At 54.1% G+C, this 24,240-nt stretch carries 27 protein-coding genes and 1 other annotated feature; of the genes, 10 read left to right on the top strand and 17 right to left on the bottom strand.

Going from position 1 to position 24,240, the window contains the following annotated elements:
* Positions 1 to 326 precede the first annotated feature (326 nt).
* Together P2R09_RS13555 and P2R09_RS13560 are read left to right on the top strand one after the other, a co-directional pair.
* Complete coding sequence (locus P2R09_RS13555) at positions 327 to 1,154, top strand: pyruvate, water dikinase regulatory protein (RefSeq protein ID WP_003853242.1); 828 nt, start codon at positions 327 to 329, stop codon at positions 1,152 to 1,154.
* A gap of 152 nt (positions 1,155 to 1,306) precedes the next feature.
* Positions 1,307 to 2,353 (top strand): 3-deoxy-7-phosphoheptulonate synthase, encoded by a 1,047-nt coding sequence (locus P2R09_RS13560; protein ID WP_275770399.1) that lies wholly within the window; start codon positions 1,307 to 1,309, stop codon positions 2,351 to 2,353.
* 7 nt (positions 2,354 to 2,360) lie between these two features.
* Here the strand turns inward: P2R09_RS13560 and P2R09_RS13565 are convergent, their stop codons facing one another.
* From P2R09_RS13565 to P2R09_RS13635, 15 genes are all read right to left on the bottom strand, one after another.
* Positions 2,361 to 3,812, bottom strand: coding sequence for a protein adenylyltransferase SelO (locus tag P2R09_RS13565; protein WP_275770400.1), 1,452 nt, complete (start codon positions 3,810 to 3,812; stop codon positions 2,361 to 2,363).
* A 79-nt stretch (positions 3,813 to 3,891) separates the two neighbouring features.
* Positions 3,892 to 4,638, bottom strand: coding sequence for an EAL domain-containing protein (locus P2R09_RS13570; protein ID WP_003853250.1), 747 nt, complete (start codon positions 4,636 to 4,638; stop codon positions 3,892 to 3,894).
* A 294-nt stretch (positions 4,639 to 4,932) separates the two neighbouring features.
* Entirely contained in the window at positions 4,933 to 5,391 is a 459-nt protein-coding gene (locus P2R09_RS13575) for an NlpC/P60 family protein (protein WP_003853251.1), read from the bottom strand.
* A 68-nt stretch (positions 5,392 to 5,459) separates the two neighbouring features.
* Positions 5,460 to 6,209 carry a vitamin B12 ABC transporter ATP-binding protein BtuD gene (btuD, locus tag P2R09_RS13580; RefSeq protein ID WP_275770403.1) on the bottom strand — a complete coding sequence of 250 codons (750 nt, stop codon included), beginning with the start codon at positions 6,207 to 6,209 and terminating at the stop codon, positions 5,460 to 5,462.
* Positions 6,210 to 6,755: a glutathione peroxidase gene (locus P2R09_RS13585; protein WP_275770405.1), complete on the bottom strand. Its 546-nt coding sequence runs from the start codon at positions 6,753 to 6,755 to the stop codon at positions 6,210 to 6,212.
* Positions 6,756 to 6,804: 49 nt separating this feature from the next.
* On the bottom strand, positions 6,805 to 7,788 hold the full coding sequence (gene btuC / locus P2R09_RS13590; RefSeq protein WP_275770407.1) for a vitamin B12 ABC transporter permease BtuC: 984 nt from the start codon (positions 7,786 to 7,788) through the stop codon (positions 6,805 to 6,807).
* Positions 7,789 to 7,966: 178 nt separating this feature from the next.
* A complete protein-coding gene (gene ihfA, locus P2R09_RS13595) occupies positions 7,967 to 8,269 on the bottom strand; it encodes an integration host factor subunit alpha (RefSeq protein ID WP_003853259.1) in 303 nt (100 codons plus the stop codon).
* 4 nt (positions 8,270 to 8,273) lie between these two features.
* Complete coding sequence (gene pheT / locus P2R09_RS13600; RefSeq protein ID WP_275770411.1) at positions 8,274 to 10,661, bottom strand: phenylalanine--tRNA ligase subunit beta; 2,388 nt, start codon at positions 10,659 to 10,661, stop codon at positions 8,274 to 8,276.
* Between the two features lie 14 nt (positions 10,662 to 10,675).
* Positions 10,676 to 11,659 (bottom strand): phenylalanine--tRNA ligase subunit alpha, encoded by a 984-nt coding sequence (gene pheS, locus P2R09_RS13605; RefSeq protein WP_275770412.1) that lies wholly within the window; start codon positions 11,657 to 11,659, stop codon positions 10,676 to 10,678.
* Between the two features lie 71 nt (positions 11,660 to 11,730).
* Positions 11,731 to 11,856, bottom strand: a sequence feature (Phe leader region).
* Positions 11,807 to 11,851, bottom strand: coding sequence for a pheST operon leader peptide PheM (gene pheM / locus P2R09_RS13610; RefSeq protein WP_106120997.1), 45 nt, complete (start codon positions 11,849 to 11,851; stop codon positions 11,807 to 11,809). Its footprint overlaps the feature before it by 45 nt.
* Positions 11,857 to 11,973: 117 nt before the next feature.
* Positions 11,974 to 12,330 carry a 50S ribosomal protein L20 gene (gene rplT / locus P2R09_RS13615; RefSeq protein ID WP_003853267.1) on the bottom strand — a complete coding sequence of 119 codons (357 nt, stop codon included), beginning with the start codon at positions 12,328 to 12,330 and terminating at the stop codon, positions 11,974 to 11,976.
* A 44-nt stretch (positions 12,331 to 12,374) separates the two neighbouring features.
* The gene (gene rpmI / locus P2R09_RS13620) at positions 12,375 to 12,572 is read right to left on the bottom strand and encodes a 50S ribosomal protein L35 (RefSeq protein WP_004157374.1); all 198 of its coding nucleotides are present in this window, start codon (positions 12,570 to 12,572) and stop codon (positions 12,375 to 12,377) included.
* A gap of 99 nt (positions 12,573 to 12,671) precedes the next feature.
* A complete protein-coding gene (infC, locus tag P2R09_RS13625; RefSeq protein WP_033732471.1) occupies positions 12,672 to 13,223 on the bottom strand; it encodes a translation initiation factor IF-3 in 552 nt (183 codons plus the stop codon).
* A 3-nt stretch (positions 13,224 to 13,226) separates the two neighbouring features.
* The gene (gene thrS / locus P2R09_RS13630; protein ID WP_275770448.1) at positions 13,227 to 15,155 is read right to left on the bottom strand and encodes a threonine--tRNA ligase; all 1,929 of its coding nucleotides are present in this window, start codon (positions 15,153 to 15,155) and stop codon (positions 13,227 to 13,229) included.
* 247 nt (positions 15,156 to 15,402) lie between these two features.
* A complete protein-coding gene (locus tag P2R09_RS13635; protein ID WP_003848331.1) occupies positions 15,403 to 16,164 on the bottom strand; it encodes a DUF481 domain-containing protein in 762 nt (253 codons plus the stop codon).
* 351 nt (positions 16,165 to 16,515) lie between these two features.
* On the opposite strand from P2R09_RS13635, the gene ghoS reads away from it, so the two are divergent.
* Both ghoS and P2R09_RS13645 read left to right on the top strand, forming a co-directional pair.
* On the top strand, positions 16,516 to 16,836 hold the full coding sequence (gene ghoS / locus P2R09_RS13640) for a type V toxin-antitoxin system endoribonuclease antitoxin GhoS (protein WP_275770451.1): 321 nt from the start codon (positions 16,516 to 16,518) through the stop codon (positions 16,834 to 16,836).
* Between the two features lie 78 nt (positions 16,837 to 16,914).
* Positions 16,915 to 17,808 (top strand): fructosamine kinase family protein, encoded by an 894-nt coding sequence (locus tag P2R09_RS13645; RefSeq protein ID WP_008926180.1) that lies wholly within the window; start codon positions 16,915 to 16,917, stop codon positions 17,806 to 17,808.
* A 12-nt stretch (positions 17,809 to 17,820) separates the two neighbouring features.
* Here P2R09_RS13645 and P2R09_RS13650 read toward each other — a convergent pair whose 3' ends face one another.
* A complete protein-coding gene (locus P2R09_RS13650) occupies positions 17,821 to 18,357 on the bottom strand; it encodes a YniB family protein (RefSeq protein ID WP_003848337.1) in 537 nt (178 codons plus the stop codon).
* 145 nt (positions 18,358 to 18,502) lie between these two features.
* Between P2R09_RS13650 and hxpB the strand changes: the two genes are divergently transcribed.
* The 6 genes from hxpB (at position 18,503) to P2R09_RS13680 (ending at position 23,830) form a co-directional block, all read left to right on the top strand.
* Positions 18,503 to 19,171: a hexitol phosphatase HxpB gene (gene hxpB, locus P2R09_RS13655; protein WP_275770455.1), complete on the top strand. Its 669-nt coding sequence runs from the start codon at positions 18,503 to 18,505 to the stop codon at positions 19,169 to 19,171.
* A gap of 174 nt (positions 19,172 to 19,345) precedes the next feature.
* Positions 19,346 to 20,182 (top strand): 5-dehydro-4-deoxy-D-glucuronate isomerase, encoded by an 837-nt coding sequence (gene kduI, locus P2R09_RS13660; RefSeq protein ID WP_275770457.1) that lies wholly within the window; start codon positions 19,346 to 19,348, stop codon positions 20,180 to 20,182.
* Between the two features lie 16 nt (positions 20,183 to 20,198).
* Positions 20,199 to 20,960: a 2-dehydro-3-deoxy-D-gluconate 5-dehydrogenase KduD gene (gene kduD, locus P2R09_RS13665; RefSeq protein ID WP_275770459.1), complete on the top strand. Its 762-nt coding sequence runs from the start codon at positions 20,199 to 20,201 to the stop codon at positions 20,958 to 20,960.
* Between the two features lie 140 nt (positions 20,961 to 21,100).
* Positions 21,101 to 21,691, top strand: a complete 591-nt coding sequence (locus tag P2R09_RS13670) for a metal-dependent hydrolase (protein WP_003848345.1) — start codon at positions 21,101 to 21,103, stop codon at positions 21,689 to 21,691.
* Between the two features lie 151 nt (positions 21,692 to 21,842).
* The gene (locus P2R09_RS13675) at positions 21,843 to 23,234 is read left to right on the top strand and encodes an L-cystine transporter (protein ID WP_275770462.1); all 1,392 of its coding nucleotides are present in this window, start codon (positions 21,843 to 21,845) and stop codon (positions 23,232 to 23,234) included.
* A gap of 188 nt (positions 23,235 to 23,422) precedes the next feature.
* Positions 23,423 to 23,830, top strand: coding sequence for a DUF6515 family protein (locus tag P2R09_RS13680; protein ID WP_275770463.1), 408 nt, complete (start codon positions 23,423 to 23,425; stop codon positions 23,828 to 23,830).
* Between the two features lie 65 nt (positions 23,831 to 23,895).
* On the opposite strand, the gene osmE is transcribed toward P2R09_RS13680, so the two are convergent.
* On the bottom strand, positions 23,896 to 24,231 hold the full coding sequence (gene osmE, locus P2R09_RS13685; RefSeq protein ID WP_003848350.1) for an osmotically-inducible lipoprotein OsmE: 336 nt from the start codon (positions 24,229 to 24,231) through the stop codon (positions 23,896 to 23,898).
* Between the last annotated feature and the right edge of the window lie 9 nt (positions 24,232 to 24,240).

The raw sequence follows: 24,240 nt of genomic DNA on the forward strand, positions 1-24,240 counted from the left end.
CAGCAACAGTTTCGGAATTGTGAGCGAAATTTTTTGCTGTTGCGCAATGACACTATTTTTCGCTAAATGATTGATGCAGCAGGAAATGACAGATTCTCAGCCATTTAATCCCTCTGTTTTGTTGCGCAACAGTTGCGTGGCTATTTGCAGCGTAATAAGGGGTTAAAGCATCCCGGTGAAGCGAAACCGCGGTTAGTTTTTAATTATCCTGATGAAACAGCAGACAAAAAATCCGGACAGGCATTACAGAAACTAAAATCAGAGATGAATTATTTAAGCGCATAGCTCATGCTAACGGCTCACTCTTGTCTGAGGCTGATTACGTTATGACAACTGACAGAAGCGTTTTTTATATCTCCGATGGTACGGCCATTACGGCTGAAGTACTGGGTCATGCGGTGCTGTCACAATTTCCGGTTAATATCACCAGTCTGACACTGCCCTTCGTGGAAAATGTCCAGCGTGCGCTGGCGGTTAAAGCCCAGATTAACGCGCTTTATCAGCAGAGCGGTGTGCGGCCACTGGTGTTTTTCTCGATCGTCACCCCGGAAGTGCGCGACATCATCGTGCAGAGCGACGGCTTTTGTCAGGATATCGTGCAGGCGCTGGTGGCACCGCTGCAGCAGGAGCTGGGTTTATCACCCGCACCGGTTGCTCACCGAACTCACGGACTGGATGCCAGTAACCTGGGTAAATATGATGCGCGTATTGCGGCGATCGATTACGCACTGGCGCATGATGACGGTATCTCGCTGCGCGGACTCGAGGATGCGCAGGTTATTCTGTTGGGTGTCTCGCGCTGTGGTAAAACCCCCACCAGCCTCTATCTGGCGATGCAGTTTGGTGTGCGCGCCGCCAACTACCCGTTCATCGCAGATGACATGGATAACCTCAAACTGCCACCCGCGCTGCGCGCGCATCAGAATAAACTGTTCGGGCTGACTATCGATCCGGAACGCCTTGCAGCGATACGTCAGGAGCGTGCGGAAAATACCCGTTACGCCTCAATGCGTCAGTGCCGGCTGGAAGTAGGCGAAGTCGAAGCGCTGTTTCGCACCCATCAGATCCGCTATCTCAACAGCACCAACTACTCGGTGGAAGAGATTGCCACCAAAATTCTCGACATCATGGGTCTGACGCGCCGCATGTACTGAGAGTGTTATCGATGCTGAGTTGTAAAGCGATGCTGCCGTCGCTTTTGATTTCATTATCAAATCCCGGGTTGAATTCGCAGGCTAATGGTTTATTGTGACCACCATCACTTCCCGGTATTTCACCGCTGCGAAGAACCGTTTTCGAGAAACTCATGAACAAAACCGACGAACTGCGTACCGCACGCATTGGTAGTCTGATTACTCCCGCCAGCCTGGCGGCTGACCATCCCGTTTCACCAGCCATTGCCGACAATGTCACGGCTGCCCGTAAACGTATAGCCCGTATTCTGACCGGTGAAGATCCCCGCCTGCTGGTGGTGATTGGCCCCTGCTCACTGCACGACCCGAAAGCGGCTCTGGAGTATGCAGAGCGTCTGAACGCATTGCGCAGCCGCTATGACGATCGGCTGGAGATTGTGATGCGCGCCTACTTCGAGAAGCCGCGCACCGTGGTGGGCTGGAAAGGCTTAATCTCTGATCCGAACCTGGATGGCAGCTACGATGTAAACCGGGGCATTGGTATCGCCCGCAAACTGCTGATTGATATCAACGCGCTGGGATTGCCTACCGCCACAGAGTTTCTGGATATGGTGATCGGCCAGTTTATTGCCGACCTGATCAGCTGGGGAGCGATTGGCGCACGCACCACCGAAAGCCAGATCCACCGTGAAATGGCGTCGGCCCTCTCCTGCCCGGTCGGCTTTAAAAACGGCACCGACGGTAACGTTCAGATTGCCGTGGATGCGATTCGCGCCGCGCGCGCCCGCCATATGTTCCTGTCGCCGGACAAACTGGGACAGATGACGATCTATCAGACCAGCGGCAACCCGCATGGACATGTGATCCTGCGTGGTGGCAAGCAGCCTAACTATCATGCCAGTGATGTCGCGGCGGCGGCGGAGAGTCTGTCTGCCTTTAATCTGCCAGAGCAACTGGTAATCGACTTCAGTCACGGCAACTGCCTGAAGCAGCATCGTCGTCAGATGGATGTGGCGGCAGAGGTAGCGGAGCAGATTAAATCAGGATCGCGGGCTGTTGCCGGTGTGATGATTGAGAGCTTCCTTGAAGAGGGCAATCAGAAAGTGGTGAGTGGCGAACCGTTGGTTTACGGCAAGTCGATTACCGATCCCTGCCTCGGCTGGCAGGAGAGCGAAAAAGTGCTCGCCCTGCTGGCCGAGGCGGTTTCACACCGCCTCTGAGTTTAAATTAACTGGAGCAGCTCACCTCTAACGTTTTGCCCCAGTCTGGCGGCCGCTGACGATATTCAGCGGCCGTCTCATCGCTAAAGGGCTGCTGTAACGCCTGATGCAGACGTGCCAGCGCACCCTGCTCGCCCCGCTCCGCTTCTTCAATCGCCTGCTGTGCCAGATAGTTGCGCAGAATCACCGCCGGATTAGCGGCCTTCATCACTGCCTGACGTTCCGTATCGCTGACCTGCTCGTCCATCAGACGGTTGCGATAGCGCTGATACCAGCCATCAAACGCCTCACGATCAATAAACTCATCGCGCAACGGTGAACGGCTTTCAGCCTGTTGAGTCTCACTTAGCAGCCGGAACGTCAGCGTGTAATCACTGTGCTCCTGGGTCATGAGGGCCAGCAGATCGGTCAGAATCTCATTATCGTTGCTCTGCTGTGTCAACAGACCGAGCTTCGCCCGCATCCGCTCGCCCCAGACCCGCATCAGTTCAGGTTCATAGGCGCTCAGTGCCGTCCGCAACTGCTCCGTGGTCAGCAGACCCGAAAGCGCGTGCGCCAGCCGGTTAAGATTCCACAGACCAATCATCGGCTGATTTTCAAAGCTGTAGCGACCCTGATAGTCGCTGTGATTGCAGATAAAGTCAGGCTGATAATCATCCAGAAAACCAAAGGGGCCATAGTCGATGGTCAGGCCAAGAATCGACATGTTGTCGGTGTTCATCACCCCATGCGCAAAGCCCACGCTCTGCCACAGCGCAATCAGCCGCGCGGTACGTGACACAATGTCGGTAAACCATTGCTGATAGCGGTCAGCTTCCGCTTCCAGATGCGGCCAGTGATGACGAATCGCGTAGTCGGCCAGCTGCTGCACTTTCTCCTGCTGCTGGCTATAAAAGAAATGCTCAAAATGCCCGAACCGCAGATGGCTCGGTGAGATACGCATCAGCACTGCGCCACGCTCGGTGGTTTCGCGGTAGACCGGCTCATCGCCTATCGACAGGGTCAATGCTCGCGTGGTGGGAATGCCAAGATGGTGCAGCGCCTCCGAGGCAAGGAATTCTCGCACGCTTGAACGGATTACAGCGCGACCATCCCCCATCCTTGAGTAAGGCGTCAGGCCTGCGCCCTTGAGATGCCAGTCAAGTTTACTGCCATCATCAAGGCGCTGCTCACCCAGCAGAATGCCGCGCCCGTCGCCAAGCTGGCCCGCCCAGACGCCAAACTGATGGCCACTGTAGACCTGCGCCAGCGGCTGCATGCCGGGCAGCAGGGCCGCGCCGTGCCAGACGTCATGGCCGTTACCGGCAAAAAGTTCGCTATCCAGACCCATTGAGGTTGCAAGTGGTGCGTTGTGATACAGCAGGCGTCCGCCTGTCAGCGGTGTGGGGTTTAGCGCGGTGTAACACCCTGTCAGTTCCCGAAACCAGGTGTTGTCAAAAGTGGCCTTACCAGAAGACATTGTTTCTCCCATGCGCTGCTCAGCGGTACGTAGATCAGTCCTCTAGTGTAACGCTGATAGCGGGGATTAACAGAGGGTATCAACCAGGATGCTGAGAAGATGGCATACGATCATCGGCGCAGAGCAGTGAACGCAGTGCATCCGATTTTACTACCGGGAAGAGCGCACCCTGGAAGTCGACACCGTTCAGCTGGCTGACTTTATCGAACAACACTTCATCGTCAATGCCACAAATAATGAGTCGGTCACAATGGGCGCGAAAATTATCGATAATGCTCTGAATAAACGGCACGAATGACGCGCGTTTTGCCAGCGAATGAATAAACTCTTTATCCAGACAGATACAACTGAATAAATTATCGTAGACTGCATTAGAGGGTGTCTTACCCGCGCCGAAATGTGAAAGTGCTAAATTAAATTCAGCGTGCAGGTCAGCCAGCAAGGGATTATTTTTGCCCAGTTTCAGTTGCGGAAACGTTTCAGTGATATTCAACAGAATGAACGGCAGCTGCTTTATTTTCCGCATAACTAATTCACTGGCCAGCAGTGTCCGGGCCATCCCTTCATCAATACGGATAAATGCTGACACAGAATGCGCTTCAAATAACGCGCGATTCTGCTCCAGCAATCCAATCTGACTTTGCAGAAGGCGCAGCTGCTGCGACTCATCAAGCTGCGGCAGCAACAAATCCTGCGGCAGAGTGATGGGAGCACTTTCATGCACCAACTGCGTTACCAGCTCGACAGCGGTCAACCGTCCGTGAACATCACAGACAGGATAGAACCAGATTTCCGACTGATAGTCGGCCGAGAGATGAATTTTCATTTTGATGCCAGAATAAGCGGCGATGGAGATATCGTATAGTAATGGTTGGGTACAGGCAATAGTGCCAAATCATTGAAGAGACGAACTTCTTTGCCCTTCCACCGCCGTTTGACAACAGGCAGTCACGCTTAAGCCAAATAAAGGCGATAAAACACCGCTTATTAGTGGAATTAAAAAAGCATTTATTCTGTTTATTAAAACCAACAGTCAATAACTGTCATTTAAAATAAAGCTTTTACTCTCTGTTTCGGCTCTATTTAAAATTGGACTTAAGTCAGGTTTGGCGAACTGCGTTTAAATACGGCGCGCCTGCCAGAACACTTTCCGCCAGTAGACATTGTCGAGCGAAGAGCGGACTACGCCCTGGCTGGTTGACGCGTGAATGAAGGCATTATCGGTGTCATAGATGCCCACATGCAGGCCATTTTCGCCACGTCCGGTTTTGAAAAAGACCAGATCGCCTGGCAGCAGTTCATCTTTACTGATTCGGGTGCCGATATCGCTTTGGGCTGAGGTGGTGCGCGGCAGTTGTAGCGAAAATTTGTCGCGGAAGGTCAGATAGACAAAGCCAGAGCAGTCAACGCCGTTACGACTCATGCCGCCATAGCGATAAGGCGTGCCACGCCAGTGACCGAGCTGATCGTTCAGTTCCGCTATCACAGTGATCGAATCGGAAAGACGGCCATTAATCGGCGGAGCGTGATGGCTGCATCCCGTCAGCAGCAGAACTAAAATCAGCAAACCCAGGCGCATCGCCAAATGTCCTTATCAGAAGTTACAACCGGCTTAATGTAGCGGTAAAGCCCGCCATGTAGCAAGTGTCAGGGCAGGACGGTCAGTAGCGTGCGTCCTTCGAGTTGAATCTGCCGGAAAGTTATCTGGTAAAGCGGAGTCAGGCGCTGCGGCGTCAGGACCTTTGCCGGTTCGCCCTGCGCAACCACCTGTCCCCTGTTCATCAGCCAGACCCGATCGGCGTGTTGCAGGCTGTGGTTGAGGTCGTGACTACTGGCGATAACGCTGAGACCTGCCGCGCACAGCGCCGCAATCACATCGTCTACCGCTTTCTGCTGGCCGATATCCAGCGCCGTCATTGGCTCATCGAGAATTAACAATCGCCCGTGGGGATTGATGAGAGGATCAATCTGCGCGCAGACTGCCGCCAGCCTGACGCGCTGCCATTCACCGCCGGAGAGTCTGGTCAGGGAACGGGTTAATTTATCCTGTAGCTGCAGCTGTTGCAGCAGCGTACTGAGCCGGACATCTGACTGCGACCCCGCTTGTTTCAGATGCAGACGCAAATAGTGCCAGACCGGCATCTGGCTCAGCGGCGCCTGCTGCTGGGGCAGCCAGCCCCGAACCCTGGAGAGTGCCGCGCCGTTCCAGTAACTCAGCGGCTTTTCATCCAGCAGCACCGTCCCTGAGGCGGGTTGCAGACCCGCCATCACACTCAGTAAGGTGCTTTTACCTGCGCCATTCGGGCCTGCCACGTGCAGCAGCTGACCGGCGGCAAGCTCACCGTTCATTGGCAGCAGCCGCCCGGGAACAGCAGCCTGATGCAGGCGTAACAGCATCTATTTTGCCAGCGCCTGCTTAATGGTTTCCAGAATGATTGGATCTTCCGGCGTCATATCAGGTGCAAAACGCTGGATCACGCTGCCGTCACGGCCAATCAGGAATTTTTCGAAATTCCACAGAATGTCGCCCTGCGCTTTCGGCGCGCGGCCTTTACTCTCCATACGCTCGTAAAAGCCGCTGCCTTCCGGACGCACCGCGTCAGGACGGGCCGCGATCATCTGCGCATAAAGTGGATGACGACCTTCGCCGTTGACCTCGGTTTTGGCAAACATCGGGAACGTGATGCCATAGGTCGTGCTGCAGAAGGTTTTGATCTCCTCACTGCTGCCCGGCTCCTGCTCCAGAAACTGATTGCAGGGGAAACCGAGTACGCTGAAGCCCTGATCCTGCCAGGCTTTCTGCAGGTTTTCCAGCTCTTCATATTGCGGCGTCAGACCACATTTAGAGGCCACATTGACCACCAGCAGAACCTTGCCCTGCCACTGTGACAGCGTGGTTTTTTCCCCATCGAGCGTAACCAGTTCAGTCTCATAAATGTTCATGCTATTTCCTTTGTGGATGCTGTTGTGGATCCAGAATAACCAGCCGAAGCTAGCGCGAAGATTTCACCAGTAAAATAATAAACAGCGGCGCGCCCAGTGTCGCGGTCACGACACCTATCGGCAATTCCGCCGAGGTCAGCGCCAGACGTGCCACGATATCGGCGGCCAGAAGCACCGCCGCGCCCGCCAGCGCCGAGGCCGGCAGCAGATAACGGTGGTCGCTGATACCGCTCAGGCGCAGGAGATGCGGGATCACCAGCCCGACAAAACCAATGGCACCGGCCATTGCGACGCTGATACCCACCAGCCAGCCCATCGCCAGCACCAGCAGATTGCGCCAGTAGAAGAGTGACAGTCCGAGCTGGCGGGCAGAGGTCTCGCCCAGGGCCAGCAGATTGAGGATGGGCCCGGTCGCCCCCAGCGCCAGCATCACCGGCAGCAGGGCCAGCATCATCCAGCTATAGCGCCAGTCTATCCCGCTGAATCCTCCCATCATCCAGTACATAAGCTGACGCAGATCGAGACTGGTGCTGAAGTAGACCGCCCAGGTCATGATGGCGCTGCAGATAATCCCCAGTGCCACGCCGGTCAGTAACAGTCGGGTCACGGAGAGCTGACGATGCGCAAAATGCAGCAGAATCAGCGTAATAATCAGTGCACCGGCCATTGCCGCGAGCCCGAGGCTCCACAGTGAGCCACTGCCCAGCAGCACGCCGAGCACCAGGCCAATACCGGCGCCGTTCGAGACGCCAAGGAGGCCAGGCTCCGCCAGCGGATTGGTAAACAGCGCCTGCATCACCACACCGCATATCGCCAGAGACGCTCCCACCAGCACCACCGCCAGGCTGCGGGGCAACCGCAACTGCCAGACAAAGAGTCTGCCGCTCTCGGTGAACCACGCTGCGGGCGCGATCCAGCTGTCTCCGGCACAGAGGCTGAGACAGAGTAGTGCACAGAGCGTAAGAGCCAGCGCAATCAGCCATTTCTGGCCGCGCTGGTCGGACTGGCGCGCGAACGTGTCGAGCAGAGACATAAGCAGGATTAGCTGAGAAAACAGTGATTTGATTGTAGAGAGATTGCAGAAAAAAGAAAGGCTGATGAGGCGGTTTGCGCTGGCCTGTCGTAGCGATTAACGGCGCGGTGAGCGGTGATGTTGTATGCCGGAACCATGAAAAAAGGCCGCTTTCGCGGCCTTTTTGAAACGCTGAAATTCAGTCAGTCTCTTTGGGTGTAGCGTTCTCTACGCGGCTTTTCAGCTTCTGTCCTGGGCGGAACGTTACTACGCGACGCGCAGTAATCGGAATATCTTCACCCGTTTTCGGGTTTCTGCCAGGACGCTGGTTTTTGTCACGCAGGTCGAAATTACCAAACCCAGACAGTTTAACCTGTTCTCCATTTTCCAAAGCGCGGCGAACCTCTTCGAAAAACAGCTCCACTAACTCTTTGGCATCGCGTTTGCTTAACCCGAGTTTCTCAAACAGGTACTCTGACATCTCAGCTTTTGTAAGCGCCATAGGTTCAATCCCTCAAGGTTGCCTGGAATCGCTCTTTTAATGCCGCAACGCATTTGCCAACGGTCGCGGCAATCTCCTCTTCTTCGAGTGTCCGGCTGGTATCCTGCAAAATCAGGCTGATTGCGAGGCTCTTGTAGCCCTCAGAAACGCCCTTACCGCGGTACACGTCAAACAAGTTTACGCCAACTACCTGATTTACGCCAACTTTCTTACACTCTGCGATGATATCTGCTGCAGGGACGTTTTCAGACACCACAACAGCAATATCACGACGGTTCGCCGGGAAGCGAGAAATCTCGCGCGCGTCAGGCAGGACGCGGTCTGCGACCTTATTCCAAAGCAGTTCAAAGACTAAGGTGCGGCCATTAAGATCAAGCTTACGTTCCAGCTCAGGATGAACCACGCCGATAAAACCGATATGTTCATCATGCAAATAAATCGCCGCGCTCTGTCCTGGATGCAACGCCGGATTCACTTCAGCACGGAAGCTGATGTTATCCAGTTTGCCGGTTAAATCGAGCAGCGACTCTAAATCGCCTTTCAAATCATAGAAGTCAACGGTCTGACGCGCCAGATCCCAGTGCTCTTCAACGCGGTTACCGCTGATCACGCCAGCCAGCATAAGATCCTGACGGATACCTAAATCCGCCTGAGTATCGGGTACAAAACGTAATCCGCTCTCGAACAGGCGTACACGGCTCTGCTGACGGTTCTGGTTGTAAACCACTGCACTGAGCAGGCCAGTCCAGAGTGACAGACGCATCGTCGACATGTCGCTGGAGATCGGGCTTGGCAGTAGCAGCGCCTCTTCACCCGGATGAAGCAGCTGCTGGATTTTTGGATCAACGAAGCTGTAGGTAATCGCTTCCTGATAACCTTTATCCACCAGCATGTTTTTAGCGCGCTTCAGCGACAGGTTCGCTTCGCGGTGCTGGGTCATCACCAGCCCGGCCTGAACTGGCACATCCGGAATGTTGTTGTAGCCGTAAATACGCGCCACTTCTTCGACCAGGTCTTCTTCGATCGCCATATCGAAGCGCCAGCTCGGGGCCACAGCCTGCCACTGCCCTTCACCCACAGTGACTTCACAGCCCAGGCGGGTCAGGATGTCAGTGACCTGATCATCCGCAATGACGTGACCAATCAGACGGTCCAGTTTTTCACGGCGCAGGGTGATCGTCGCCGGTACAGGGAGTGCGGTCTGATGGGTCTGATCGATGACTGGGCCCGCTTCACCGCCGCAGATTGACAGCAGCAGCTCGGTCGCACGCTCCAGCGCGGTGTGTTGCAGCGCCGGATCAACGCCACGCTCGTAGCGATGTGACGCGTCGGTATGCAGACCGTGACGACGTGCACGACCGGTGATAGAAAGCGGGTCAAAGTATGCGCACTCAAACAGGATGTTTTGCGTTTCGCCGTTCACACCTGAATGTTCGCCACCAAAAATACCGGCCATGGCCAGCGCTTTCTGGTGATCGGCGATCACTAAGGTATCACTTTGCAGACTGGCTTCAGTGCCATCCAGCAGTGTCAGCTTTTCGCCCTCTTTCGCCATGCGCACCACGATACCGCCGTCAATGCGGTCGAGGTCGAAGGCGTGCATCGGCTGACCCAGTTCCAGCAGAACGTAGTTAGTGATGTCTACAACCGGATCGATTGAGCGAATGCCACAGCGACGCAGCTTCTCTTTCATCCACAGTGGCGTCGCCGCCGCAACGTTAATCCCTTTCACTACGCGGCCCAGATAGCGCGGACAGGCTTCTGTTGCGTCAACCTGGATCGGGAATGTTTCGTTGAGCGTAGCCGTGACCGGCTGCATCTGCGGCATATTCAGCGGTAAACCGTTCAACACAGCGACATCACGGGCGATACCGATCAGACCCAGGCAGTCGGCGCGGTTAGGCGTGACGCTGATTTCAATGGTGTTGTCATCCAGCTGCAGGTATGTGCGGATGTCGGTACCAATGGGCGCATCGGCAGGCAGTTCGATAATGCCGTTGTGGTCGTCGGAAATCCCCAACTCGGAGAACGAGCAGAGCATACCTTCAGACGGCTCGCCACGCAGTTTGGCCGCTTTGATTTTGAAATCACCTGGCAGCACGGCGCCCACGGTCGCGACGGCGACTTTCAGTCCCTGACGGCAGTTCGGCGCGCCACAGACGATATCCAGCAGACGCTCGCCGCCCACATTGATTTTGGTCACACGCAGCTTGTCGGCATTAGGGTGCTGACCGCACTCCACCACTTCACCGACTACGACGCCATGAAACGCACCGGCAACCGGCTCAACGCCGTCCACTTCCAGGCCAGCCATAGTGATTTGTTCAGACAGCGCAGCGCTGTCCAGGGCTGGATTTACCCATTCGCGTAACCAGAGTTCACTGAATTTCATTGGATATCCTGCCCTTACTTAAATTGTTTGAGGAAACGTAAATCATTTTCGAAGAAAGCACGCAGATCGGTCACGCCGTAGCGCAACATGGTCAGACGCTCCATGCCCATACCAAAGGCGAAGCCGGAATAGACTTCCGGATCGATGCCGACATTACGCAGCACGTTTGGATGTACCATGCCGCAACCCAGCACTTCGAGCCATTTACCGTTTTTACCCATCACGTCCACTTCTGCGGACGGCTCAGTAAACGGGAAGTAAGAAGGACGGAAACGGATCTGCAAATCTTCTTCGAAGAAGTTGTTCAGGAAATCGTGCAGCGTCCCTTTCAGATTGGTAAAGCTGATGTTTTTATCAACAATCAGCCCTTCCATCTGATGGAACATCGGCGTATGCGTCTGGTCGTAATCGTTACGATAGACGCGGCCTGGTGCAATAATGCGGATTGGCGGCTGCTGAGCCTGCATAGTACGGATCTGCACGCCAGAGGTCTGGGTGCGCAGCAGGCGGGTAGCGTCGAACCAGAAGGTATCATGATCGGCACGCGCCGGATGATGGGCAGGAATATTCAGCGCATCGAAGTTATGATAATCATCTTCAATTTCTGGTCCGGTCACGACAGCAAAGCCTAACTCACCGAAGAAAATCTCAATGCGATCCATGGTGCGGGTCACCGGATGCAGACCGCCATTCTCAATACGACGGCCCGGCAGAGAAACATCAATGGTCTCTTCCGCAAGACGGGCGTTCAGCACTGCGGATTCCAGCGCATCTTTGCGGGCATTGAGACGCTCGGTGACCTGCTGTTTCGCTTCGTTGATAACAGCGCCCGCTGCAGGACGCTCTTCGGCTGGCAGCTCGCGTAATGTGGTCATCTGCAGTGTCAGATGTCCTTTCTTACCCAGGTATTCGACGCGCACCGCGTCAAGGGCGGCGATATCCGTCGCCCCGTCGATGGCCGCCGTGGCGCTGGCCACCAGTTCTGCGAGTTGGGACATAATTTCCTCTTTTTCCAGTCAGGCTGGTCAGTTCTCGTTGGGACCTGCCGGTCCAATATGCTAGCGCCAGAAACAAAAAAGCCTCCACGAGGGAGGCTTTCAGCGCGATTTTTCGTTTCTTCTCTTATGCGCAAAAGCCCCCGAATGTCAGGCGCTAAAGTAAAAAAAGAAACGGAAAATAGCAGCATTCATGCTTGCGGTTACCTTGTGATGCTATACAGGGGTACTATTGAAATGCTCAGCGACTAAAATGTCAATCATTTGCGTAAGTTACAGGCAATAAAAAAGGGAGCAAGCTCCCTTTTCCATCTGACTTACGCCAGGGCTGATTTCGCTTTTTCGACCAGTGCAGAGAATGCCACTTTGTCGAATACAGCGATGTCGGCCAGGATCTTACGGTCAATCTCAATGGCTGCTTTCTTCAGACCATTGATGAAACGGCTGTATGACATGCCGTTCTGACGTGCCGCTGCGTTAATACGCGCGATCCACAGCTGACGGAACTGACGCTTACGCTGACGACGGTCACGGTAAGCATACTGACCAGCTTTGATAACAGCCTGGAAAGCAACACGGTAAACACGTGAACGTGCACCGTAATAGCCTTTAGCTTGTTTTAAGATTTTTTTGTGACGTGCGCGAGCAACTACACCACGTTTTACACGAGCCATTTAGCTCTCCTGTTTAATATTCTGAATTAAAGAAAAAAATTTACTTATGCGTACGGCAGGCAGGCAATAACCAGACCCAGATCGCCTTTAGACACCATGCCTTTCGGACGCAGGTGACGTTTACGCTTAGTAGATTTTTTAGTCAGAATATGACGCAGGTTTGCGTGTTTACGCTTGAAGCCGCCAGAAGCGGTCTTCTTGAAGCGCTTAGCCGCGCCACGTACAGTTTTAATCTTTGGCATTTTAAAAATATCCACTTCGCATTGTTAATAACATGACCCAGACAGGCGAACAGACAATCGCACAACGCAAGCGCTGCGCGATTACTGCTACTTGAAAGCCTACTGTTTCTTCTTAGGAGCGAGCACCATGATCATCTGGCGGCCTTCGATCTTCGAAGGGAAGGATTCGACAATGGCCAAATCCAGATCTTCACACAGGTCTTTACGGACGCGGTTAAGCACTTCCATACCGATCTGCTGGTGCGCCATCTCACGACCGCGGAAACGCAGCGTGATTTTGGCTTTATCGCCATCTTCCAGAAAGCGAATCAGGTTGCGTAGTTTGACCTGATAGTCGCCATCATCGGTTCCAGGACGGAATTTGATTTCCTTGACCTGAATGACTTTCTGCTTCTTCTTCTGTTCCTTAGAAGATTTGCTTTTTTCATAGAGGAACTTGCCGTAATCCATAATACGGCAAACCGGCGGTTCGGCATTCGGGCTGATTTCGACTAAGTCGCCGCCCGCTTCCTCAGCTTTTTCCAAAGCTTCGCGTAATGTGACAATGCCAATCGGCTCGCCATCCATGCCTGTTAAGCGCACTTCAGTTGCGCGAATTTCACTGTTAATCTTGTTCGGACGCGTAGGTAGTACTCGTTTTCCGCCTTTAATACTTTATTCCTCCAATTGTTGAAGATTTCGGCTGCGAACCTCTTGTTGCAATTTCGCAACAAACACATCGACATCCATCGACCCAAGGTCTTTACCACGGCGTGTGCGAACGGCAACTTTGCCAGCTTCCACCTCTTTATCACCGCAGACCAACATATAAGGGACGCGACGTAATGTGTGCTCGCGGATTTTAAAGCCTATCTTCTCATTTCTCAAGTCTGCTTTCACACGAATGCCAGCATTCTGCAGCTTACGCGTCAAAGACTCAACATATTCCGCTTGTCCATCGGTAATATTCATTACCACGACTTGCAGCGGTGCCAGCCAGGTTGGGAAGAAACCGGCAAATTCTTCGGTAAGAATACCGATGAAACGCTCCATTGATCCCAGAATCGCACGGTGAATCATCACTGGCGTCTGACGATCATTGTTTTCACCCACATACGTTGCTTCAAGGCGTTTTGGCAGGGAGAAGTCTAGCTGAACTGTGCCGCACTGCCAGGCGCGATCAAGGCAATCATACAACGTGAACTCAATTTTAGGACCGTAGAACGCACCTTCGCCAGGCTGGAACTCAAACTCAATATTGTTTTCGTTCAGCGCGGCAGCCAGGTCTTCCTCGGCACGATCCCACATATCATCTGTACCGATGCGCTTCTCAGGACGGGTGGATAACTTCACCACGATCTTTTCAAAGCCGAAGGTGCTGTACATGTCATAAACCATGCGGATACAGCTGTTTACTTCGTCACGTACCTGCTCTTCAGTACAGAAGACGTGCGCATCATCCTGGGTAAAGCCACGTACACGCATCAGACCGTGCAGCGCACCTGATGGTTCATTACGGTGACAGCTACCGAACTCCGCCATACGCAATGGCAGGTCACGGTAAGATTTCAGACCCTGATTAAAGATCTGAACATGCCCAGGACAGTTCATCGGTTTGATGCAATATTCACGGTTCTCAGACGAGGTCGTGAACATCGCTTCTTTGTAGTTTTCCCAGTGCCCGGTTTTTTCCCACAGGACACGATCCATCATGAACGGACCTTTAACTTCCTGGTACTGGTACTCTTTTAACTTGCTGCGGACAAACACTTCCAGTTCGCGGAAGATGGTCCAGCCGTCATTGTGCCAGAAGACCATGCCTGGTGCTTCTTCCTGCATGTGATAGAGATCAAGCTGCTTACCAATCTTACGATGGTCACGCTTCGCCGCCTCTTCCAGACGCTGCAGATAGGCTGCCAGCTGCTTTTTGTCTGCCCATGCGGTGCCATAAATACGCTGCAACATTTTGTTGCTGCTGTCGCCGCGCCAGTAGGCACCGGAGATCTTCTGCAGTTTAAAATGATGGCAGAACCGCATGTTCGGCACGTGCGGACCGCGGCACATGTCGACATATTCTTCGTGATGATACAGGCCAGGTTTATCGTCATGGCTGATGTTTTCATCAAGTATGGTGGTCTTGTAAATCTCGCCGCGCGCCGCAAAGACGTCGCGTGCTTCCTGCCAGCTGACCTTTTTCTTTACCACATCGTAGTTGGTTTCAGCCAACTGATGCATGCGTTTTTCCAGCAGGTCGATATCTTCCTGAGTCAGGGTACGATCGATGTCGACATCATAATAGAAGCCGTTATCAATGACCGGACCGATCGCCATTTTGGTATCCGGCCACAGCTGTTTAATCGCATGCCCTAACAGGTGCGCACAGGAGTGACGGATGATTTCCAGGCCCGCTTCATCTTTAGCGGTAATAATCGCAACGGCAGCATCTTCGGTAATGGGATCGACAGCATCAACCAGTTCACCGTTAACGCGGCCAGCGATGCAGGCTTTCGCCAGACCCGGACCGATGTCCAGCGCAATATCCATCACACTGACGGGGCGGTCAAAGACACGCTGGCTGCCATCAGGAAGCGTAATTACAGGCATTTCATATCCTTATTTGCAGTGGTAAGCCACACGAAAGCCTACATGCAATGTAATGTAGAATGAGTGACCTGGCGTGATATCAGACCCACATTGTCGGAATGTCGCCAGGATTTTAGTGCGGGGCAGATAATAGCAGTTTTCCCCGTTGAGAAAAACCCATCCCCTTTTCCCTAAGCCATGGAGAGGACAAAAAAAAGCGGCCTGACACACTGTCAGGCCGCCGGATACACCCCAGGCAAAAATGCGCTTACATGGCGTAAGAGAGCATGATTGAGGTTTTGGTATCCGTACGATCCGGCGCAGATTCAGCCGGATGGTTGTTCCAGCTCACGTTGTAAGCCAGTTTCAGCGCGAAATGGCTGTTGATCGCCACCTGCAGACCGGTTTCGGAGTTCACCGTGGTGTCTTCTCCGAAGGTACTCAGCACGGAGACACCCTGAATGAATTTAGTGGTATCGGTCAGCTGCCACTGATAGCTGACTGCGCCATAGCCCAGCGCCTTGGTCTCATGGCCACCGGCGTGGTAATCATCATAACGTACGCCCGGACCGAATTCCGCACGCAGCGAGTGTACCGGGCCATTCAGAATCTGACGACCGTAACCGGCAGTCAGGACGTCGCGTGAATCGTAACCGTTGAAACGATCGCTTAACCAGCTCGCCTGTCCAAACAGGTAGTCATACGAGTTAAGGTTGTAACGTGAACGACCACCAATGTTGTAGGTCTCTGAAGAGCGCTCATCATTTGAAGAGGTATTAGCTGCGTTACCCCACAAGCTGTATGCCATAGATGACTGATACCAGGTCATATTGGTCTGGGCCGTTGTGGATGAGCTGGTCGTGTTACCGGTTTGGGCCAGGTATCCCGCAGCAGCAGAACCTTCAAATGGCTTTTTAGCGGTAGAAGGGTCATCCATTGATGTAAATACGGCGTTATCGGCCAGTGCCTGGTGACAAAAAGCTCCGGCGGAGAGCAAAAGAACAGCAGACAGCTTGTTATAGGCTTTCATTAAATGTGATCCGTGCGACTGTTTAAAAAACGGAGAGTCTGAAGCGTTTTGCCAGGCATTCAATGCAATTTACGGTAAGTTTTGTAAAAAATTATTAACTTACACAAAATGCCTGGAATTGCCCTGACAACCCCTGTTAATTGGGACTCATCTTATTAACGTCGCGCATTATAGTGCTGCACAAATGAAAAGCCAGACGTAACGGCAGAAGAATTTTTCATCACCCTCCTGGCTCCTTACACAGATTTACGCTATGCGTCACGTCCGATACCCGGCATCTCCTTCATAATTCGCCTGATTTTTCGCCATGGTCTACGCTCAGTTCAGTTTCTTTTCCCCTGGAGGTACCGCATGAGCAGCAATGATTTAACCCGCTACATTGTGACCTTTCATTATCAGGAGTCGGGATTGAGTGACATCCTGGAACTGACCAGCGCAATGACCGCCGCCGGTTTTACCACCACGCTGACTGACAACGACGGTCACCCCCATGAGCTGGGAACGAACAGCTATGGCATTGTCAGTTCACTGGAGGCTGAAGATCTGCGACAACAGGTCACGGCGGCCGGTGAAAGCGCGTTGGGTCAGAAACCTGAAGTGACTGTCATGACCGCTGAAGAGTATCTGCACAACACGGCGAATTCTCGCCCCGCCACCTCCGCGCCAGAATAAGAGGTGCAATCGTGCGCGTTTTGGTGAATATTTAGGCAATACAATCGTTCTTACGCAGCGAATAACGAGGATAGCCCAATGTGGTCAGCCATTAGTCGTCTGTTAAGCGAGCAGTTAGGCAACGCCGAAATCACTCAACGTCACGCCCTTGCGGGTGGTGATATCCATCCTGCCTGGCATATCCGCTACGGTGAACACGACGTCTTTGTCAAAAGTAACAGCCGCGATATGCTTTCGCTTTTTACCTGGGAAGCCGATCAGCTGGCCTTGCTGGCGCGCACCGGCACAGTTCGGGTGCCGAAGGTCTATGGTGTGGGTCATCATCGTGAGGAGAGCTTTCTGCTGCTGGAATATATCCGGCCACAGCCGCTGGATGAACAGAGCGCGTTTCAGTTGGGACAACAACTGGCTCGCCTTCACCAGTGGAGCGAGCAGACCCAGTTCGGACTGGATTTCGACAATAATATTACCACCACGCCACAACCTAACAGCTGGCTGCGGCGCTGGTCGGTGTTTTTTGCCGAACAGCGCATTGGCTGGCAATTGCAGCTGGCGGCGGAAAAAGGCATTCAGTATGGCGATACTGAGTTGATTATCGCCTCCGTGCAGCGGGTGCTCGCGTCCCATCATCCGCAACCGTCGCTGTTGCATGGCGATCTCTGGCCCGCTAACTGCGCCAGCAGCGACCAGGGCCCCTGGCTGTTCGATCCCGCCTGCTACTGGGGTGACCGTGAATGTGATTTAGCGATGCTAAGCTGGTACCCCGACCTGCCTCGCCAGATTTACGACGGTTATCAGTCGGTGTGGCCGTTACCCGATGGGTTTTCACAGCGCCTGCCCGTTTATCAGCTTTACTATCTGCTGAACCGGGCTAACGTGTTTGGCGGGCACTGGCCTGGCGATGCACAGTTCGCTATTGGCGAGTTGCTGGATGAAGATGCACTCGGCAACAGTCAGGCCAGGCCGGCCTGACGAGGTTTACCGTCAGATAAAACCCAGCAGCGACAGTGCAAAATAACCGGCTATCGCAATCACCACTGGCAGCACATAAAGCGGGAAAATCTGCAGGAAGATGGTGTGGCGGGGGACGCGCACCTTCTCTTCCAGTTGCTGACGGGTGCGCCCTTCCGGGCCCTTTGCCTGTTCCAGAATCATCTGGTCCTCAATGCCCTCTTTAACGTGACGCGCCTGACGTCCCATCCGCGCGCCTGACGACTCCAGCGCCAGCCCGACAAAAATCAGAATGTAGATCAGCCAGAAGCCCAGGTTCATCTGACCGTTAAATTCGGGTACCGGCGAGTTATGCCAGAAAACGTTCAGGAACGGCGTATTGAAGCGCAGCATATCGACAATGACATGAACGAAATCAAGCATAACGGCATCAATGCCGGGCTGCTTTTCGCTGTGCTTAAACATAAAGCTCAGCACAGAAATAATGGTCGACATCAGCGCCACTAAAAAGAGCACCCAGCCCGCCACGCGCTTAAGGATGGCGATACGGCCAGCCTGTTGATAGGTCATGATATCTCCTGAACCTGGAATCCAATTTGCCGTCAGTCTACCTGCCAACGGTGAAATTTCCCAAATAAAGCGTGGTCGATCGGGCAGAGAGTGCGCCCGCAGAGAATGATGTTAAGGTAAAGCCGACTTTATAAGGAGAACTCTGATGCCGTATCACCGCCCTGTCCTCGCCGCCCTGTTTGATATGGATGGTTTACTGATCGATTCTGAGCCGCTGTGGGATCAGGCTGAGCTGGATATCTTTTCAACGCTGGATGTTGACCTGTCACGTCGCAGTGAAATGCCCGACACTCTGGGTCTGCGCATCGATCAGACTGTACGGATGTGGTACGAAACGCTGCCCTGGCAGGGTCCTTCTCAGCAGGAGGTTACTGACCGTATTATTGCCCGTGCGATGACGCTGGTGGATCAGACGCGGCCCCTGCTGCCAGGCGTGGAAACGGCGCTGCAATTGTGCCGTGATCAGGGGCTGAAAATCGGCCTTGCCTCAGCCTCACCGCTCAGGATGCTTGAGCAGGTGCTGGAGATGTTCAATCTGCGCCACTATTTCGATGTGCTCTCTTCCGCAGAAGCCCTGCCCTACAGTAAGCCTCATCCGCAGGTCTATCTCAACGCAGCCGACAGTCTGGCAATCGATCCGCTTAACTGTGTCACGCTGGAAGATTCCTTTAACGGCATGATCGCCACCAAAGCGGCGCGTATGCGGTCAATTGTGGTACCCGCCGCTGAACACCGTGACGACCCTCGCTGGGCGCTGGCGGATGTCCGGCTGGATGCGCTGACACAGCTCAGCCTGCAGCATCTGCAGGGATGAAGAACCGCCCGCCTGATGCGGGCTTTTTTTTGCCTGGCAATCTTCTCACTTGATCTCACTCGCAATAAAATAAAACAACGTTTCATTTTTATTGAATTCCAGTACCACTCTGCCTAAGATGCCCGAAGCGTCCCCATTCGGGGCATAAAAACCTGACCTGCAGAGAGGCCTGAGATGGACATTCGTCAAAGCATTCACAGCGATCACGCTAAACAACTCGACACCGATGCGCTGCGCCGTGAGTTCCTGATTGAAACGATTTTCACTGCCGATGACTATACCCTGACTTACAGCCACATCGACCGCATCATCATTGGCGGCGTCATGCCGGTAAACGCGCCCGTGACGATGGGTGATGAAATGGGAAAACAGCTGGGCGTCAGCTATTTCCTCGAGCGCCGCGAGCTGGGCATGATCAATATTGGCGGGCCGGGGCGGGTGGAAGTGGACGGTAAAGCGTGGGAAATCGGTCACGAAGAGGCGCTCTACATCGGCAAAGGTGCCCGCAACCTGCTGTTCCGCAGTCTGAATCCGTCTCAGCCCGCCAAATTCTATTTCAACAGTGCGCCCGCACACAGCACCTTCCCGGACAAGAAAATCACGCTGCAGGAGGCGGCCACTGCCACGCTGGGCGATGCCGCGACCTCGAACCGCCGCACCATTCATAAATTCATCGTGCCGGATGTGCTGCCCACCTGTCAGCTCACCATGGGCTTAACCAAACTGGATGAAGGCAGCCTGTGGAACACCATGCCCTGCCACACCCACGAACGCCGCATGGAAGTCTATTTCTACTTTGATATGAGCGAAGAGAGCGCCGTCTTCCACATGATGGGGCAACCGCAGCAGACCCGTCATCTGCTGGTACATAACGAGCAGGCGGTGATCTCACCCAGCTGGTCAATTCACGCCGGTGTCGGTACCCAGCGTTACACCTTTATCTGGGGCATGGTGGGTGAGAATCAGGTCTTTGATGACATGGATCACGTCAAAATCAGTGAACTGCGCTAAGCAGAGGAGAAATACCATGGTACTGAATACGTTTAGCCTGGAAGGTAAAGTGGCAATGGTAACCGGCTGCAACACCGGTTTAGGTCAGGGCATGGCGCTGGGTCTGGCACAGGCGGGCTGCGATATTGTCGGCGTTAACCGTAACGGCCCGGATGACACCCAAAGCAAGGTGGAGGCGCTGGGTCGCCGCTTCTGGCCGGTGCAGGCCGATCTGTTGCAGACCAGCGTAGTGGCCTCTGTGGTTGAGCAGGCGCTGGCCGCTGCAGGCAAAATTGACATTCTGGTCAATAATGCCGGTATTATTCGCCGGGAAGACGCCCTGAACTTCAGCGAGCAGGACTGGGATGACGTGATGAATATCAATAGCAAGAGCCTGTTTTTCCTGTCTCAGCATGTTGCCCGTCAATTTATCGCGCAGGGACACGGCGGCAAGATTATCAATATCGCGTCCATGCTCTCCTTCCAGGGCGGAATTCGGGTGCCCTCTTATACCGCTTCGAAAAGTGCCGTGATGGGCCTGACCCGTCTCATGGCAAACGAGTGGGCAAAGCATGGCATTAACGTCAATGCCATCGCACCCGGCTACATGGCGACCAACAATACCGAGCAGTTGAGAAATGACGCGTCCCGCAGCGAAGAGATCCTGGGCCGGATACCGGCCGGACGCTGGGGCGTGCCTGATGACATGATGGGCCCGATAGTCTTCATGGCCTCTGCTGCCTCTGATTATGTCAATGGCTATACCCTGGCCGTCGATGGCGGCTGGCTGGCGCGTTAATTTCCCCAACGGGCAGTGCCATGGCACTGTCCATTTTATTAATAAAATTCACGCTTCGTTACAGCGTCACATGTTCTCATTTACTGGATAAATCCCTATACTGGATGCATCGACAGTTTTCTTTGTAACCAGGTTCTATCATGACGGGCGAAGGCCACATCATTTTTGCCATTGCCAGCGCTATTTTTGCCAAGCGTGCTGAGCTGACACCTGTGCTGGCACAGGCCGACTGGTGGCATCTTGTTCCCTCAGCCCTGCTGACCTGTCTGCTGCCCGACATCGATCATCCTAAATCTCTGCTGGGACAGCGACTCAGCTGGCTCTCTCATCCTATTGCCAGGGCGTTCGGCCATCGGGGATTTACCCACAGTCTGCTGGCGATTGCCGCCGGTTTGTGGCTTTTTCAGATTAACCTGCCTCAGTCGTCACCGATTCCACCGGATGTGCTGCAGGGTCTGACGCTCGGCTACCTGAGCCATATAGTGGCTGATATGCTGACGCCCGCCGGGGTTCCGCTGCTGTGGCCCTGCCGCTGGCGCTTCCGCCTGCCGATTCTGCGCAGCCAGAAGGGCAATCAGCTGGAGCGGGCATTGTGTCTGGGACTGGTGGGCTATGCGCTGTGGTTTCCGGTAGGGATGCCATCTTTTGGTGCAAACGGCTGGCCATCTCAGCTGTTCGATACGCTACAAAATGGCGTCGGGCGATTAATTTCCAGTCATACTGCGCAATAAAAGCGCGCAAAACGTCATTTAGTTATAAACCATGCCATTTGGATATAAGGCACCCTCTGCACCTGCTGTTACCATTCCTGCTGTCTTAATTCGTGATTAACATTATGCGGCCTTCCCATGACAGAAGGCTGCATTACTCTGGAGTTTCAGCATGGACCTTCCTCTTACGCTTAATATCGTGGCCTTTGTGGTGCTGCTGGTATTGCTCTCCCGCTTCAGCCGTCATAACTGGAGCCTGTCGAAAAAAGTGCTGACCGGTCTGGTGATCGGCGTACTGTTCGGCCTGGTGTTGCAGTTGATCTACGGCGAAAACAGCGCAGTGGTTAAAGAGTCGATTAGCTGGTTTAACATCGTCGGTAATGGCTATGTCCAGTTGCTGCAGATGGTCGTCATGCCGCTGGTGTTCGTTTCCATTCTGAGTGCGGTCGCCCGTCTGCATAACGCCTCTTCGCTGGGAAAAATCAGCGTACTGACCATCGGCGTTCTGCTGTTTACCACCGCCATCTCAGCACTGGTCGGCGTCTTCGTCACCGGCCTGTTTGGTCTGAGCGCAGAAGGTCTGGTACAGGGCGTGCAGGAGACCGCGCGTCTCAGTGCGATCCAGAGCAACTATGTCGGCAAAGTGGCTGACCTGACCGTGCCACAGCTGGTGCTCTCCTTTATCCCGAAAAACCCGTTTGCCGATCTGACGGGCGCCAGTCCGACCTCAATCATCAGCGTCGTGATCTTTGCCGCGTTCCTGGGTGTGGCTGCACTGCAGTTGCTTAAAGATGATGAAGTGAAAGGTCAGCGCGTGCTGGTGGCGATCGATACGCTGCAGTCGTGGGTGATGAAGCTGGTGCGTTTAGTGATGAAGCTGACGCCGTATGGTGTGCTGGCGCTGATGACTAAAGTGGTTGCCGGTTCAAACCTGCAGGACATTATCAAACTGGGCAGCTTTGTGGTCGCCTCATACCTCGGTCTGGCCATCATGTTTGGTGTCCACGCCCTGCTGCTGTCGGTTAATGGTATCAACCCAATGCGCTTCTTCCGTAAAGTGTGGCCGGTTATCACCTTCGCCTTCACCAGCCGTTCCAGCGCAGCCAGCATTCCGATGAGCGTTGAAACCCAGACCCGTCGTCTTGGCGTGCCGGAGTCGATTGCCAGCTTCGCGGCATCCTTTGGTGCCACAATCGGCCAGAATGGCTGTGCCGGTCTTTATCCGACCATGCTGGCCGTGATGGTTGCGCCAACCGTCGGGATTAACCCGTTTGATCCACTGTGGATTGCCACGCTGGTTGGGATAGTCACGCTGAGCTCAGCCGGTGTTGCCGGTGTTGGTGGGGGTGCAACGTTTGCTGCACTGATTGTCCTGCCTGCGATGGGCCTGCCGGTGACCCTGGTAGCGCTGCTGATCTCCATTGAGCCGCTGATTGATATGGGCCGTACTGCGCTGAACGTCAACGGTTCAATGACCGCAGGTTCCCTGACCAGCCGCTGGTTAGGCATGACCGATAAACGCGTACTGGAAAGTGACGACAACGCCGAGCTGGCGCACCGTTAATCTGCCCTAAACCTGGCGCGCCCGCGCCAGGTTTTTTCCGTCTCTCTTCTCCATAATCTCCCCCATTGATGGCGACGCCGTTAAGAAAGCGTTAAGCATGGTAAACAGGCGAAAAATCCGCGCTTTAGTGCTTGTCTATGCCCGGTAAAAGGCGAATTCTGCATCCAGTCTTATGAGGAGAACACCTGATGAAAAAGATAATCGCCTCGCTTCTGACGCTGACGCTTCTGACACCCGTTCTGGCTTTCGCCCATCCTGGCGACTGGGGCCCGGGATGGGGTGGACATGGCGGACCCGATCCACACTGGGTCGGTCCCGGACATCACTGGGGCGGACCTGGACCGATTCGCTTTCTGCCTGAAGCCGCAACGGCGGTGCTGATCGGCGGACTGACCTACTACCTGCTGAATGGCAGTTACTATCAGCGCCACGGCGATGAATATGTGGTGGTAGAGCCGCCAGCAGAGTCGCGGGTCAGCAGTGAGATGCGGGTACTCGACTTTAACGGCAAACGCTTCTATGTGCAGGCAGGTCATTTCTACCAGCGGCAGATAGACGGTGATTATGTTGAGGTGCCGCGCCCGGCAGGATTGTAGTCAGTGCCACAACGAAAAACGGCCCGTCATTTGACGGGCCGTTAACTATTCAGAGAGACGAAAACTTACTGCTGAACCTGCGGATCGGTGTCATATTCCGCACAGCTCTGGAAGCCGTAGTTCATCACACGACCCGTATCGTTGTAGCTCACGAAGTAAGTCTGCGCTTTACCGTCGCGCTGACCCAGAACATAAGTCTGGCAGGTGCCGCGCGCGTGGACCATGGTGATTTCAGTAGAAGGTGCACCCGCGATCTGACGAACCTGATCACGTGTCATACCCTTTTTAACATCCTTTACCACTGGCTTAGTCACGTAGCTTTCCGCGCGATCGTAAGTCGTACAACCAGACAGTGCAGCCAGTGTCAGCGCCGCAGCGATACATCCCATCACTTTATTCATCTTGTTGTT

This window comes from Pantoea sp. Cr_R13 (assembly GCF_029222565.1).
GTDB lineage: Bacteria > Pseudomonadota > Gammaproteobacteria > Enterobacterales > Enterobacteriaceae > Pantoea > Pantoea eucalypti.

What these genes read in the sequence shown, in the direction of transcription:
- P2R09_RS13555 (WP_003853242.1), top strand. Translation starts at nt 327, where the DNA reads ATGACAACTGACAGAAGCGTTTTTTATATCTCCGATGGTACGGCCATT.
- P2R09_RS13560 (WP_275770399.1), top strand. Translation starts at nt 1,307, where the DNA reads ATGAACAAAACCGACGAACTGCGTACCGCACGCATTGGTAGTCTGATT.
- P2R09_RS13565 (WP_275770400.1), bottom strand. Translation starts at nt 3,812, where the DNA reads ATGTCTTCTGGTAAGGCCACTTTTGACAACACCTGGTTTCGGGAACTG.
- P2R09_RS13570 (WP_003853250.1), bottom strand. Translation starts at nt 4,638, where the DNA reads ATGAAAATTCATCTCTCGGCCGACTATCAGTCGGAAATCTGGTTCTAT.
- P2R09_RS13575 (WP_003853251.1), bottom strand. Translation starts at nt 5,391, where the DNA reads ATGCGCCTGGGTTTGCTGATTTTAGTTCTGCTGCTGACGGGATGCAGC.
- btuD (WP_275770403.1), bottom strand. Translation starts at nt 6,209, where the DNA reads ATGCTGTTACGCCTGCATCAGGCTGCTGTTCCCGGGCGGCTGCTGCCA.
- P2R09_RS13585 (WP_275770405.1), bottom strand. Translation starts at nt 6,755, where the DNA reads ATGAACATTTATGAGACTGAACTGGTTACGCTCGATGGGGAAAAAACC.
- btuC (WP_275770407.1), bottom strand. Translation starts at nt 7,788, where the DNA reads ATGTCTCTGCTCGACACGTTCGCGCGCCAGTCCGACCAGCGCGGCCAG.
- ihfA (WP_003853259.1), bottom strand. Translation starts at nt 8,269, where the DNA reads ATGGCGCTTACAAAAGCTGAGATGTCAGAGTACCTGTTTGAGAAACTC.
- pheT (WP_275770411.1), bottom strand. Translation starts at nt 10,661, where the DNA reads ATGAAATTCAGTGAACTCTGGTTACGCGAATGGGTAAATCCAGCCCTG.
- pheS (WP_275770412.1), bottom strand. Translation starts at nt 11,659, where the DNA reads ATGTCCCAACTCGCAGAACTGGTGGCCAGCGCCACGGCGGCCATCGAC.
- rplT (WP_003853267.1), bottom strand. Translation starts at nt 12,330, where the DNA reads ATGGCTCGTGTAAAACGTGGTGTAGTTGCTCGCGCACGTCACAAAAAA.
- rpmI (WP_004157374.1), bottom strand. Translation starts at nt 12,572, where the DNA reads ATGCCAAAGATTAAAACTGTACGTGGCGCGGCTAAGCGCTTCAAGAAG.
- thrS (WP_275770448.1), bottom strand. Translation starts at nt 15,155, where the DNA reads ATGCCTGTAATTACGCTTCCTGATGGCAGCCAGCGTGTCTTTGACCGC.
- P2R09_RS13635 (WP_003848331.1), bottom strand. Translation starts at nt 16,164, where the DNA reads ATGAAAGCCTATAACAAGCTGTCTGCTGTTCTTTTGCTCTCCGCCGGA.
- ghoS (WP_275770451.1), top strand. Translation starts at nt 16,516, where the DNA reads ATGAGCAGCAATGATTTAACCCGCTACATTGTGACCTTTCATTATCAG.
- P2R09_RS13645 (WP_008926180.1), top strand. Translation starts at nt 16,915, where the DNA reads ATGTGGTCAGCCATTAGTCGTCTGTTAAGCGAGCAGTTAGGCAACGCC.
- P2R09_RS13650 (WP_003848337.1), bottom strand. Translation starts at nt 18,357, where the DNA reads ATGACCTATCAACAGGCTGGCCGTATCGCCATCCTTAAGCGCGTGGCG.
- hxpB (WP_275770455.1), top strand. Translation starts at nt 18,503, where the DNA reads ATGCCGTATCACCGCCCTGTCCTCGCCGCCCTGTTTGATATGGATGGT.
- kduI (WP_275770457.1), top strand. Translation starts at nt 19,346, where the DNA reads ATGGACATTCGTCAAAGCATTCACAGCGATCACGCTAAACAACTCGAC.
- kduD (WP_275770459.1), top strand. Translation starts at nt 20,199, where the DNA reads ATGGTACTGAATACGTTTAGCCTGGAAGGTAAAGTGGCAATGGTAACC.
- P2R09_RS13670 (WP_003848345.1), top strand. Translation starts at nt 21,101, where the DNA reads ATGACGGGCGAAGGCCACATCATTTTTGCCATTGCCAGCGCTATTTTT.
- P2R09_RS13675 (WP_275770462.1), top strand. Translation starts at nt 21,843, where the DNA reads ATGGACCTTCCTCTTACGCTTAATATCGTGGCCTTTGTGGTGCTGCTG.
- P2R09_RS13680 (WP_275770463.1), top strand. Translation starts at nt 23,423, where the DNA reads ATGAAAAAGATAATCGCCTCGCTTCTGACGCTGACGCTTCTGACACCC.
- osmE (WP_003848350.1), bottom strand. Translation starts at nt 24,231, where the DNA reads ATGAATAAAGTGATGGGATGTATCGCTGCGGCGCTGACACTGGCTGCA.